We start from the raw sequence: 12,683 nt of genomic DNA, 5'->3' as shown, positions 1-12,683 counted from the left end.
CAGCTGAGGCTGCCAGAAAAAAGGAGAATATGGTGTGGGAATGGAATATAGGGCAAAAGCAAAAAGACCGCCCCTCTCGCAAAGGTATGCGGTCTATCTGATACTCTACCCGGTTAACTGACTCACATTGTTGGTTCAGCTTTTCAATCTTGCAGCCTCTAACATTAAATAAAATTGATGATGAAAATGCACTTCATTATTATATATTTTTGTAAATAAACCCATGCACTTATCTATGACTTCCCCAGTGAACGTTTGGGACACGATGGCTTTATTCGAATAGAACCTTACTGCCTTCCAGTCATTAATAATTTGGTCCAATAACAGGTCAAGCGTATCCTTTGCACTGATATGATCAAGGTTGTATTTATAGAGGGTATTTAACCTGTATTTCTCAGAACATTTTCTATAAATAGTACTGCTTAGTGTTTCTATAATCGTTTCATTGGTTAGAATGAGCTCGAAATGTTCTGCCAACAACAGTATATTATTCAGACCATTCGTGATTTCATGTTGATACCTGAACATATTCTCCACATATTTATGGATGTTTGTGTGTGCTGACTTCTTATAGTTCAAGATCTCATGATCCGCGGGGGACACTAGTGCATATTCCCAAAAGTAGTCTGGCATCTTTACGTGTTCCGATGTCAGGCATGATAATTTAAATTCTGAAAATGGCAGAGAATATTGTCTGTATTCTGTAATATCATCAACCGTGTATATTTCCCCGTTCGTAAGATTGAAGCCATAGATAAAAACAGGATGCAGTCCATGTTTTTTGTTATAGTAGAAGTCTCTCCCGCGTTGATAAAATAAATCAATAAAAATGGAAATCGGATGACCATTAGAAATAGAGTTTATGATTTCATCTTGTAACGTATCTAATGCCGGAGATTTTCTGCGAGTAGAGATGCCCATTTCCTTAAGGATCTGATCTCCCTCCTCAAGATCCAACACCTCTAACTTGAAATATCCTCTTGTTTGTATTTTTTGTTCATTAAATCTATAAATACTAATGACATTATTCAAAATCGGCAGCTCATCTTTTTCGAAATAATTGGCAAGCGTTAATAACAAATTGTAGTCGCAACTAAAGTATGGAAAATTATGATGAGGAAACATTTTGGTCATGCCGTCGAAGGGGTGAAAGGTGTCCAGGGAAACAATTTCATCCATAAAATATTTCTCCTATACTAAAATTATTGGAAATATTACGGCTATATTACCTGCATTTGATTCAACGCGTACACATTATAGTAATTTGGGATATTCAAGTCTTCGTAGTAATCGATCGAGACCTTGAAGCCGTTGGTCCGGAAGATGTTCTTAAGCCTGCTGATCTGTTCTCCGTCCAGTCCGTGTACCTCCATTACAATTTGCCTGATTTTGCCCCAATCCTCCGGAAGGATGCCTTCCAGTACCTCAAATTCACTTTTTTCCACGTCGATTTTGAGCAGATCAATTTGGTTCAGAGCGTAATGGCGGATCATTTCAGAGATTGTAGTTAGCTTGCACCGATAGATTTGTTCATTCAGAAGCCTCGGCGACATCAGATGATCGACAAACCGGTTTAGCATTCCCGGGTCGGCGAAGTCATCTCTGTAATGGTTGATTAACCCGTACCGGAGATCCTGATCGTGGTTCTCCCGGTATTTGATCTGGACTGAATCCGTGGACATCGTAGGGAAATAGGCAAACTCCGCTTCCTTGATCTCATTGGACAGCCCGGCGTTAACCGTTGTTACGCGAGGCAGTGAGCCCGTATTCATCTTCAAGAGCTCAAACGTCGGCGGCAGCGGCTCGAAGGCATATACCCTGCAGTTGCTCTTGCTGCTGACATACAGGGTGAACATGCCGATATTAGCCCCGACATCCATGACCGTGCCATGATCCGGGAGCATAATCCCATGCTTGAAATACATTTCCTTACGGAAAATCTCGTTGTAAAGGAACTCAGTCTCGCCTTCGTTGTTCTGATAGATTTCGATCCCGTTGTGCAGCTGCTTCTTGGTAGTGTCTGTCTGCGGCGAAAAGCTCTTGCGCTCCATCCTGCTCACCCGCTTCACCTTCTCTCCAATTTGTTCTTTTGGCATTTCTCTAACTGCTGGCGCTCTCATAGTGTCTGACGGCCAGCTTCCAGAACAGCCTGACCACTAGAAGCGATAGAACTGGAGCTACAAAAATCCATATCCCAAGGAACAAGTCCAAGCGGTCGATCAAATAAACCGACGGCATGTTGGTGATAAACAGGATAGGCACGACATACAGCCCTATTCTCCGCAGCCATTTGGGGTATATGTACATCGGCATATTATTCAAATCCCAGCATTTATCCAGTATGTCGAAGATCGCACCGGACTTCACCGTCCAGAAGGCGAGAATCTGCGGAAGCAGAAGCACCGAGTAGGTCACGATCGTGCTGCTCAAGATCACGCCGATATATCCGGCCAAGTGGATGAAGCTTGGTTCGATGCCAAGCCGCTGCCAGGCTATTACGATCATCGTAATCCCGGCGATCAGGTTCGGAATCGGAAACGCGAAGTTCACGTTCCGGAATGAAATCATGAACTGCAGCGATAGCGGCTTCGTCATATACAAGTCCAGCGTCCCGTTGCGGATATGGCCCGCGAATCTATAAAAGTTATCCATAAACAATCCTGTATAGATGGCGATCATAATCGTATAGGTCCCGGTGAAGATCATCATCTGGTCAGGAGAAATTCCATTAATTTCGATCCCCAGCTGGTAAACGAAGATGATATAGATCAGCTTGGTGAACAGAAATACGGTCTCCATGATCAAACCGGAGTAGAAATTCGCTTTGTATTCCATGTAACCGACCAGGCTGTTCTTTGCAAAAATAAAAAACATACGTACATGCTTTCGAATCTCACTCAAGCGGATACTCACAGATCTAACCTCCAACGGCTACATATTTCTTCATCCCGGAATCCCAAGACAACTTGGCAATGATCATAAGCACAATGACCCAAACCGCCTGTAAGAGGAGCCCGATAACGATCTCATGAACCGCCAAGCTCCCATTGATGATCTTAACCGGGAAGTATACGACATATTGAAACGGTAAATAGCTGGAGATTCTGGCAAACGTATCTCCGAAAATATTAAGCGGAAAGATGGCTCCGCTGAGCAGATAGACGCCTTGGTTGAACGCAATAAAAACGCCCCAAACCTCAGTAATGATGAACGCAAGCGCACTAATCGAGTAAAAAAGCAGAAAGTTGATGAGCAGTCCGAACAGAATACTGACCAGGAACATCACGATCTGCCCCGCTCTAAGCTGAAACTCCCAAATCTGAATAAACACGGTCATCAGGATGACGAATAAGACAAGGACGACCCCGGTCTGAACCGTTTTCCCGCCGAAGAAGTTGCATATCCGATAGCTGAAATAATGAATGGGCTGAGCGATAAATTTGCTTAGCCCACCCGTCTTGATATCATTCGCGATCTCCCCTTCGAAGCCGGCAGATACCAGCTTGGAGACGACGCCGGACAACACGGAATATATGATGATCTGCGAATACGTATAGCCGTTAATAATCTCTTGCGGCGAACTGCGGAACACGGCTGTCCAGAGGAAGCATTGGACAAGTATGATAAAGCCGCCGCTGATAATACTCATCAGGAAATCGGTCCGGTATTCCATCGCATTCTGAAGCGCAAGGATATACGTCCTTTTATACTTTTGCAAGGCTTTCATGTCTGCCCCCATCTTTCTGATATAAGCTTTCGATGCCCCGCTCGACAGGTATATCTTCAACTGTGAAATCAAGGATCGGGAACCGGTCCAGCATCATCTTAGAGAGCCGCTGAAGATCATGCTTATCGATCTCCATGACGGCATTCAGGCCGTCATGTTGCGTAATAGCGCCATAGTCGCTTAGTGCTTGCCTCGGTACTTCGTCCGTAAATTGCAGCTTGATGATCTTCTTGGCATGGAACAGCTCGTTCACACGCCGGAGATCGCCGTCGTATACGATCTTCCCTTGATTGATGATGATCGTCCGTTTGCACAGATCCTCAATATCCGCCATGTAGTGGCTTGTCAGAATGACCGTCGCCTTCGTCTGCTGGTTATAATACTTCAGGAACTCCCGAATGCGCTTCTGCGAAATCAGATCGAGTCCGATTGTAGGCTCATCCAGGAATATCACCTTGGGCCGGTGGATAAGCGACGCAATAAGCTCCATCTTCATCCGTTCCCCCAGCGAAAGCCTCCGCACCTGAATGTTGAGCAGGTCTTTAACGTCCAGCATCTCCGTAAGCTCATCCAGGACAAGGTTGTAGGGCTTATCCTCGACCTCATAGATGCATTTGTTCAGGTACAACGATTCATTCGCCGGCAGATCCCACCACAACTGCGATTTCTGCCCCATCACGATCGAGAACTGCATCTTGAATTCTTTCTTTCGTTCCCAAGGGACATAGCCTAATACCGTCGCTTGCCCGCTTGTCGGATACAAGATGCCGGACAGCATCTTAAGCGTAGTCGTTTTGCCGGAGCCGTTCGGGCCCAAGAATCCGACCATCTCGCCTTGCTCGATCACAAGCGATATATCGCTAACCGCTTCTTTGATCAGGGATTTGCGCTTCACTAGATTTTTGAGCGATTTTTTGAGCCCCAGCTCTTTTTCGTAATACTTGAAGCTTTTGGATAAACCCTCCATCTGGATGATACTCACTTGCGCACCTCATTTATGTGAATTTAGAATCGTTATACACCGTGCAAATGCAACACACTGCACTTGGAACATGCCGGTGTCAGTCGTTCGTCCATCATTTCCCTTATTCTTCTATAGTTCATGCTATGCCATAATTCCTGTACAGAAGCTTCATGTAATTTGCCGATCTCGAACTCCTTGAAGAATTTGCACGCGATAATGGTTCCATCGGGCGTAATGTCCATCCGGTTCGAGAGCGCCAGGCACTTCTTGTTCATCGTCCCTTTGCCCTCCACCTCTTTGCCGAGCACGAAATCCTCGATCTGGTCATGATCCAGATTCGGCTGGTAGCGCAAGCGCATTTTCCAGACCCGTTGATTCACCCGGTCCAACTCATTCATAAGAGCAGGGATACGTTCCGGATCGAGCTTGTAGTTAAAGGCGTGCCAGCTTCGTTCGCCCCTGTGCCCGCTCGCCGGAAGGAAGTCGAACTTCTGGTCGAAGTAATCGTCCATCCCCTGCGAGCATTCGTCCGAGATGTACCACGGGAAGCAGACGATGACCAGATCTACGCCGACGCCCTCCAGAAAGTCCAGCAGATCATACAGCTTGCCGGTCATACCATCGTTAACGACAGTATGGATCGAAATTTTGCCTCTGAATTTGTTCTCCTTGCGCAGCTCGACCAGCATCCGGATCGCATCTATCGCCCTGCTGAATACCCCTTTGCCGCGAAGCGCATCATTCTCTTCTTCGAATCCATCAAGCGCGATGAGCAGCTCCAGGTTGTCGGAGATTCTCTGCAGGGCGTCCAGCTTGCGCTCAATCAGCAACGCATTCGTGCAGATCGTCGTCTCCCGGGGATGGGCTTCAAGCAAATCGGCCAAACGGTCGAAATGGCTGTATACAAGCGGCTCGCCGCCCCAGATATAGAGTCTCGACTTGGCGGGTTCCGTCTCAAGGATCAGCTTCTCCAGCAGTCCGTAGTCGAGCTGTTCCCGCTGCTGCTCCAGTGTCATGAAGTGATGGTAGCCGGTATCGTTCCATTGATAGCAATGCTTGCAGCGCAAGTTGCATTGGTTCGTCAGTTTAATCCCGACCGACTCCGGCAACGGTGTCGCGTAACCCGCTATTTTCTCCATATTCCGCTTGGTTTCCATCGTGTTCCTGATGGTACGTTTCAATATTTGCAAATCCTTTGCGGAATGTTTAATCTCAGATTTCGGATTCATATCAACACACCCTTCTTAAACGTAATAGGTTATTCACATGAATCAGTAGATATAATACCTTGAACAAGCCGTACAAATCGGAAGCATATTTTTTTTCATATACGTGCGATACTCTTTGTACTTGTCACTGCGCCAGATGTCCAGCAAATTCTCTTCATTCACATTGCCGAAGGTCAAATCATAGAACGCATGGCAGGGCGAAACATCGCCCCTTGCCGTAATCTCCGCATACACCCATGGAAGGGAGCACTGATTTCGTTTATCCGCCATCTGATGGAATTGCCCCGAGAAATAGTTGCGCAAATTCACCTCATCTATCGTCTTCGGATAGGTGATCACATGGATGCTGTTTCTCAAGCAATATGCCTTAACCTTGTTGAGCTGTCTCGTTAATTCCGGAATATCGATCTGGCTAAACGAACCGATGTCCCGCCACACCATCCCCTTGGCATAAGGAGCTTCATGCACGCCGAATTCCCCGCTAAGAACCTCCACATATTGGTCATACTGCTCTTCCGTGGCATAGAGCTGCACTTCCATGCTGATATGGTCCAGCATCGACAAGTCGATATGCTTGAAGAAAAATTCCTCGACGTACATATAGTTCAGGGGCGTAATGATAAAGGATACACCCAGCTTCGGAAATTGCTTGCCTTTGCTTTGCCGGAGCTCATAGAGCTTCTCGATTCCCTTGATTACTTTCTTGAATACGCCTCTGCCCCTCTGCCTGTCGTTGATTGTCTCAGGGCCGTCGAGCGACACCCAAATTTTATTGGGCGCATTCTCGGCAAGCATCTCGGCATGCTGCTCGAGCAATGTGCCGTTCGTGGGGAAGTCCGCTACGCTTCCATAATGATTGATCATGGCGAGAATATCACTCAGCCAAGGGTACATCAGCGGCTCGCCGCCGAAAAAATCGTAATACGGCTTGCCGGGGCTGCACTCGGCGATGATCTTTTTGATCAGATCGGGGTCCAGCTGCGCTAATGTTTTTTTGCTTTTGTAGGGCCCTTCGAGTCCCCACTCATAGCACATCTTGCATCGCAAATTGCACTCCTCGAGCAGCTGCAAGACGATCCATCTCGGATAGCTTGTCGTATCCCGGGCGACACTCAATTTGTTAACACTCATCGCATAACCCCTTCTGCCATTGAAATCTTACCTCTTCATTAACGCGACTCTCGAACAATAATGATCCACATAATTCGTCCGTTCTCCGGGTCTGTTCTTGATCGCTTGATGCATCTCCTTAAGAACATCTACGGAAAAATCCATCTCCCGCCATTTCTCGTAGCGTATTCCGAACCCAAGCGACTCCCACAATTCCAGATTGCTAAGCTCATGACTGCCGAACGGCTCCAGCAGAATAAGAGGGGTTTCGGATGCAAGCGAGTCGATCAATGTGCCCGCTCCCGGCTTGGCCACGATAGCCATTGCCTGCGAAGCGACGTCAAATAACCAATGATGATCCGCCTCAGCGGCGTATGAATTCGTAGCTTCTCCCGCTATTTCAATATATGGCGGGAACTCGTGCAGGCCGCTTCCGCTCTTCACCCATGAACACCATTCAGGATCGTTCATCCAATACCGGTAATCGGGATCGGGCTTCGCTTCCTTCCAGTCGTAAGCTACGATATCCAGCCCATAGTTATGGCCGGCAAGCTCCGGAATTGTACTTTGATAAGTGCCCATCCCCCAGCCGCCGCCATGAACAACAAGCCGCCGCTTCCTTGATTCGAAGGGCAGCGGCGCACCCGGAAGAACCGGGATTTCGTATCGAATCGCCATCTTACCGGTGTCATAGAGACAAGCATTGTAATAATGCTCGTCATAGCGGGGATGAAACTTCTTCAGGCTCTTCCAGGACGGGGCCAGATCGGAATCGACATAGAGCAGGTCTACATGAATTGGACTCGGCAGCATCTTCTCCCTGTACAAATCCAGAATATAGACCCAGTGTCCGGATAGCGATATGAATTCGCAGCGCTCTTCCGCTGCCCACGCCTCCAGCAATAGCTCAACCTGGGCGTAATCCATGCTGCTCCGGATATCCATCGGCATTCGCGCCGAAAAATTGGCAAGTGCGAAATTATTGTGGTACGCCGTCCTGCTGTCTGCAATATGATCCCTTTTGTCTTGCTCCAAATAGCTTTCGAACACGAGCACTTCCGTCGCGATATCCCTTTCCTTGAAAACGCTTGCAGCTAATAGGCCGGGAATATAGAAACCCAGACCGAAACCCGAGCATAGAATCGTTACTTGCCGCTTACCCATAAATTCTCTTCCTCCATCCATGGTATCAAGCGCTTCCCGTCTATCGTTCATGCAGATGCTGTCTTCTGCAGCTCCGAGATATAATTGCAAAAGGCCGTGACCGACTCCAAAAAATCGAAGTCAAATTGTTCAAAATCGATTTCAATACCGAAACGCTCTTCCACCTTTAATAGGAAAGTAATTAGCTGTAACGAGTCGAGCCCCCCGTCTTCCATGATGCTGGAATGCTCGTTCAAGCGGTTTGCCAGCTGGGCGTCGTCCTTGATTTCGCTTATCATCGCTATGATCTGTTCTTGCATAGGTACCTCCCGTTTAATGGATATATTGACCCTGGTAATAATGGATCGTTCTAGCAAGTGCATCATGCAAACCGATCGCCGGTTCCCAGTCCATAATCGTCCTTGAAATGGTAATATCCGGCTTCCTTCTCCTGGGATCGTCTTCCGGCAGCGGGAGAAACTCGATCTGCGCGTTGGACTTCATGAGCTCCTTCAATACTTGGGCGACTTCAAGGATGGTGACTTCCTGCGGATTCCCCAAATTGACTGGCTGTTCATATGTGGTGCCCAGCAGTCTTATAATCCCTTCCAGCAAATCGTCAATATACTGAAAGCTTCTCGTCTGTCTGCCGTCGCCATAAATCGTAAGGTTGTTCTTGGACATGATTTGATTAATGAAATTGGTAATGACACGACCATCATATAAATCCATCTTCGGGCCGAATGTATTGAAGATTCGAATGACCCTTACCGGTATGCCGTATTTTCTGTTCATCCAGTAGGTGATCGCCTCTGCATACCGCTTCGCTTCGTTATAGCAGCTTCTTGATCCGATCGAATTCACGTTGCCATAATAGCTCTCCGGCTGAGGGTGAACGGTTGGGTTACCGTAGATCTCGCTTGTTGAAGCCAAGAAGAACGCAGCCTGCTTTTCTTTGGCCAGTTGCAGCAGATGCATCGTTCCTTCGCTGTTGACCCTCATCGTTTCGATCGGATAGGACAAATATTTGGGCGGGCTGGCAGGACTTGCGAAATGCATCACCCAATCGACAGGGTCTTCAATGGCAAGCGGATAAATGACATCATGCTCGATAAACTTGAAATTTGGCGACCGCAAGAGATTGTCCATGTTGACAGGGGACCCGGTCAGAAAATTATCGACCCCGATAACGGTATGTCCTTCCCGCAGCAGCCTCTCGGCAAGGTTGGAACCGATGAAGCCTGCGACTCCTGTTAATACAATGAATATAAAGATCCCCCCATTGCTTACGGTTGGTTAAACAGCAGGAACTGTGCAGAGCTTATTCAATACGCTGTATCGCAACGATTATAATCCCAGCATCACTCCCTCCATATGTAATATCTAGAACACCATGGGCTCCGGAATGCTCACCTTCTTCAGCCATCGTTCAAGGAAGATGGCTTCTTCATTTTCTATCTTCGTTATCAGTGTATGTAAGCTGTCTATAATACTCACATCCCTTGTCAAATTATATTTAAACGCTACATTCACAAGGATCTTCGCCTTCACTTCAATAGCTGCGAATTCATCAATATGCTCTTGATTTAAATGAATAAGATGCCGATGATCGTACAAATACTTGAATCTCAGCGTCATTATCTTCTTATGATCATAAAGTAAATGAAAGGGTCTTATATCAAGCATAGCCTTATGTTCCGCTGTCTCTTTCACATAATTAAATAGAGTGGTGTATATTTGCATGCCGAAGTCAAGATGATCCCTGTCGCCCCCATAGTTGAACATCTCCCAATATTCCGGCGTTCTCTTAGTGAAATAATTTCTTATAGAATTCACTAGGGTATCTGCACTGAATTTATCCTGATGTTGGCCATTGAATTTATACAGATACACCATTTCTCTCAGATAATCATGATTGGTTGTTAGATGATTAGTGTTGAACGCAAGATTGAAATCGGCAAATGAGATCTCAGCCTGACTGTACACGCCGTTCTTAAAGAAATCGGAAACATACAATATCTCCCGATCTAAATCATAGCCATACACAAATATGTCATGATGCAATTGGAGTCTATGATATCGGTCGCTTAGGGGCACGTAGAAATAATTGATCATGGTATGGATATAGTTATTGGCATTAACATTTTCTATAATAAAATGAATAACAGAGTCCCATTTAGTCGTTACAGTATCTCTATGTATCTTCTGAGTCGAAATCCATTTGCAACCTTCCGAAGGCCGCAGCTCATACGCCAGAGGGAAATAGAAATCTCCCCAATGATGTTTATAATCTTTGTTAATAAATAATTGAATATAATTGCTGAATATCCATGGGTGTGCGCACTCGTAGTGGGTAAGTATGGACAAGAGATGGGCATGCTGCGTATAGGTTGTAATCATCGGATAACGGACCGGCAATCTTTCGCTGCGCAATGTTTGAGTTGTATTCTTCAACTTTTCGTCCCCCCTATTCCTTTAGCAATAAGCGCTTCGTGCTTGCCCTGTCCAGTTTTCCTGTTTTTGTTTTTGGAATGTCATCTATAATCCTCCATTGTCTAGGTACTTTATACGAGGATAAATGCAAGTTGCAATGTTTGGTCAGCGCATCTATATCAACCAGACATTCTTCACAAACTTTCAGCAATGCGACGGGTACTTCGCCTAATAGATCATCGGGCACACCAACAACCATGACTTCCTCCACTTCGTTCAAGCCATATAAAAACTCCTCAATTTCTTCCGGATAGATATTGATACCGCCGGATATAATGATATTTTTCTTTCTGCCTGTGATGATGAGACACCCTGATTCATTCCAATATCCCAAATCTCCTGTCTTTAACCAACCCTCAACAATGGTAACGTTCGTTAACTCCGGGTTCCTGTAATAACCGAGCATCACATTCGGGCCCTTGACCCAAATTTCTCCTGAAGCAGCAGGTCCTATAACCTCATTCTCTTCTCCGTCAACAAGCCGGACAGACACGCCACTGACGGGTGTTCCACAGGACAGGCTTCGTTCTCCCCGTTCCATCATACTCACCCGCGGAGAAGCTTCTGTTAGTCCGTAGGTTTGAATAATGTCCGCTTGGGGAAATACAGTCTGAAGATGGTCTACTAATCTCGCGGGAATCGGCGCACCGCTTATAACAATAAATTCAATGGAATCAAAGGCACTCCAGTGGGTTGTCTGATGATAATCGGAAACAAAGTGCATCAATTGCGTAGGCACCGCTGAGAATGCCGTGACTGCCTTATCCTGAAACAGTCTAAACGCTGTGCGCGGGAGCAAGGGCAAGCTGATCAGCCTAATTCGGGTTCCAAATAGCATGCAAGAAATCAATTGGGAGACAATCGTAGAACTGAAATGAACGGGCATCGTTACAAGAAACGAATCTTGATCCGTATACCCAACCTTTTCGCCATGTGCCAACGCATTCGTTAATACATTCTCATGGGATAACATAACGATTTTAGATTTTCCGGTTGTGCCCGATGTAGGAAGGAGAATCGCACATAGATGGGGATCGGACGAATTCGTGAGCGAGATCGATTCAAACGAAGGCATCGGTTCTTGCGAGAAATCCTGAGCGGTAACCCAATGAATATGGCAATTTAAACCCGCAGGCTGTACATATTTGCTGATAACCAGCTTGGCGTCACTGGCATTTAGAATATTTTCAATCTCTGTTTTGGATGCCGAGTAAGGAACAGGTATTAGTACATGACCGCTGAACTGAATGCCAAGCGATGCAGTAATGAACAAGGGCTCATTATTTGTGTATACTGCTATATGGCTACCGGCCTCAAGCTCAAAGTTCTTTTGGATATATAGAGCAATCAAGTATGCTTCTGTCATCACTTCCGCATAAGTCCACTGCTGCTTTAGATCTTGAAGGAGAATATGATCCTTGCGATCACAAGCTTCCATGAATAAACGCTGAATGATAGTCATCATATCGTTTTCCCGGCCAAATAATTAAGGATTAATCCAGCCGTGGAGAACTTCTCAAACAACAGATCCTCATCAGGGATCGAGATATTAAACTTCGATTCCATTGAAACAATAAGCTTGATGAAGCCTGCCGAATCGATCCCCAGGTCCAGCAAACGGGTATCGGGATCTTCCGGATACTCGATGTCCAGCTCAGCAAAAACTTCATCTCTCAAGATAGATTCTATTGATTTAGACATCCTGTTTCCTCCGTTAGATAATCTTTAGAAAGGCTGATTAGAGAGGATAGCATACATGATGATATTCAGTAATGAGTAAGTGAAAGTGAGTGTGAAGGAGAATAATCTCAAAACGATGGACAATGTGCATTCGCACTAAGAGAGTTGTTTGCAGAGATGCTGCAATTAATACTGGAGGCGGAATAGGACTCGGTGCAGGAATGAAAAGCAGAAAAAAGCATTTTCCCAAGCGATAAAGCCCTGCTGAAAATGCTCTACTTCACTACGGTGAATGACACCCGTAAATGGATATGTTTAGTATAAATTGCAAATATAC

At 46.0% G+C, this 12,683-nt stretch carries 13 protein-coding genes; all 13 read right to left on the bottom strand.

Annotated features, from left to right (window positions below; translation table 11 throughout):
* Positions 1 to 135 precede the first annotated feature (135 nt).
* Positions 136 to 1,179 carry a hypothetical protein gene (locus MKX51_RS02065; RefSeq protein WP_340991016.1) on the bottom strand — a complete coding sequence of 348 codons (1,044 nt, stop codon included), beginning with the start codon at positions 1,177 to 1,179 and terminating at the stop codon, positions 136 to 138.
* Between the two features lie 41 nt (positions 1,180 to 1,220).
* On the bottom strand, positions 1,221 to 2,096 hold the full coding sequence (locus MKX51_RS02060) for an FkbM family methyltransferase (protein ID WP_340991015.1): 876 nt from the start codon (positions 2,094 to 2,096) through the stop codon (positions 1,221 to 1,223).
* 4 nt (positions 2,097 to 2,100) lie between these two features.
* A complete protein-coding gene (locus MKX51_RS02055) occupies positions 2,101 to 2,913 on the bottom strand; it encodes an ABC transporter permease (protein ID WP_340991014.1) in 813 nt (270 codons plus the stop codon).
* Positions 2,914 to 2,917: 4 nt separating this feature from the next.
* The gene (locus tag MKX51_RS02050) at positions 2,918 to 3,727 is read right to left on the bottom strand and encodes an ABC transporter permease (RefSeq protein ID WP_340991013.1); all 810 of its coding nucleotides are present in this window, start codon (positions 3,725 to 3,727) and stop codon (positions 2,918 to 2,920) included.
* Complete coding sequence (locus MKX51_RS02045; RefSeq protein ID WP_340991012.1) at positions 3,705 to 4,709, bottom strand: ABC transporter ATP-binding protein; 1,005 nt, start codon at positions 4,707 to 4,709, stop codon at positions 3,705 to 3,707. The genes MKX51_RS02050 and MKX51_RS02045 overlap by 23 nt, the downstream gene beginning before the upstream one ends.
* Before the next feature lie 32 nt (positions 4,710 to 4,741).
* Positions 4,742 to 5,872 carry a radical SAM/SPASM domain-containing protein gene (locus MKX51_RS02040; RefSeq protein ID WP_340991011.1) on the bottom strand — a complete coding sequence of 377 codons (1,131 nt, stop codon included), beginning with the start codon at positions 5,870 to 5,872 and terminating at the stop codon, positions 4,742 to 4,744.
* Positions 5,873 to 5,962: 90 nt separating this feature from the next.
* Positions 5,963 to 7,051 (bottom strand): radical SAM protein, encoded by a 1,089-nt coding sequence (locus tag MKX51_RS02035; RefSeq protein WP_340991010.1) that lies wholly within the window; start codon positions 7,049 to 7,051, stop codon positions 5,963 to 5,965.
* A gap of 27 nt (positions 7,052 to 7,078) precedes the next feature.
* Positions 7,079 to 8,245 (bottom strand): UDP-glucuronosyltransferase, encoded by a 1,167-nt coding sequence (locus MKX51_RS02030; protein ID WP_340991009.1) that lies wholly within the window; start codon positions 8,243 to 8,245, stop codon positions 7,079 to 7,081.
* Positions 8,242 to 8,493, bottom strand: coding sequence for an acyl carrier protein (locus MKX51_RS02025; protein ID WP_340944313.1), 252 nt, complete (start codon positions 8,491 to 8,493; stop codon positions 8,242 to 8,244). The genes MKX51_RS02030 and MKX51_RS02025 overlap by 4 nt, the downstream gene beginning before the upstream one ends.
* A 13-nt stretch (positions 8,494 to 8,506) precedes the next feature.
* Positions 8,507 to 9,436, bottom strand: a complete 930-nt coding sequence (locus MKX51_RS02020; protein WP_340995468.1) for an NAD-dependent epimerase/dehydratase family protein — start codon at positions 9,434 to 9,436, stop codon at positions 8,507 to 8,509.
* 120 nt (positions 9,437 to 9,556) lie between these two features.
* A complete protein-coding gene (locus MKX51_RS02015) occupies positions 9,557 to 10,627 on the bottom strand; it encodes a hypothetical protein (protein WP_340991008.1) in 1,071 nt (356 codons plus the stop codon).
* A gap of 13 nt (positions 10,628 to 10,640) precedes the next feature.
* Positions 10,641 to 12,131 carry a class I adenylate-forming enzyme family protein gene (locus tag MKX51_RS02010; protein ID WP_340991007.1) on the bottom strand — a complete coding sequence of 497 codons (1,491 nt, stop codon included), beginning with the start codon at positions 12,129 to 12,131 and terminating at the stop codon, positions 10,641 to 10,643.
* On the bottom strand, positions 12,128 to 12,367 hold the full coding sequence (locus MKX51_RS02005) for an acyl carrier protein (protein WP_036730891.1): 240 nt from the start codon (positions 12,365 to 12,367) through the stop codon (positions 12,128 to 12,130). The genes MKX51_RS02010 and MKX51_RS02005 overlap by 4 nt, the downstream gene beginning before the upstream one ends.
* Positions 12,368 to 12,683 lie beyond the last annotated feature (316 nt).

The sequence above is a fragment of the Paenibacillus sp. FSL M7-0420 genome (genome assembly GCF_038002345.1).
Taxonomy (GTDB): Bacteria; Bacillota; Bacilli; order Paenibacillales; family Paenibacillaceae; genus Paenibacillus_AQ.
Note: the sequence above shows the minus strand (reverse complement) of the source record. Positions and strands in the feature narration are given on the sequence as shown.

Bases quoted from the DNA above. Each gene is read 5' to 3' on its own strand.
- MKX51_RS02010 (WP_340991007.1), bottom strand. From the start codon at position 12,131: ATGATGACTATCATTCAGCGTTTATTCATGGAAGCTTGTGATCGCAAG.
- MKX51_RS02005 (WP_036730891.1), bottom strand. From the start codon at position 12,367: ATGTCTAAATCAATAGAATCTATCTTGAGAGATGAAGTTTTTGCTGAG.
- MKX51_RS02025 (WP_340944313.1), bottom strand. From the start codon at position 8,493: ATGCAAGAACAGATCATAGCGATGATAAGCGAAATCAAGGACGACGCC.
- MKX51_RS02065 (WP_340991016.1), bottom strand. From the start codon at position 1,179: ATGGATGAAATTGTTTCCCTGGACACCTTTCACCCCTTCGACGGCATG.
- MKX51_RS02050 (WP_340991013.1), bottom strand. From the start codon at position 3,727: ATGAAAGCCTTGCAAAAGTATAAAAGGACGTATATCCTTGCGCTTCAG.
- MKX51_RS02035 (WP_340991010.1), bottom strand. From the start codon at position 7,051: ATGAGTGTTAACAAATTGAGTGTCGCCCGGGATACGACAAGCTATCCG.
- MKX51_RS02060 (WP_340991015.1), bottom strand. From the start codon at position 2,096: ATGCCAAAAGAACAAATTGGAGAGAAGGTGAAGCGGGTGAGCAGGATG.
- MKX51_RS02030 (WP_340991009.1), bottom strand. From the start codon at position 8,245: ATGAACGATAGACGGGAAGCGCTTGATACCATGGATGGAGGAAGAGAA.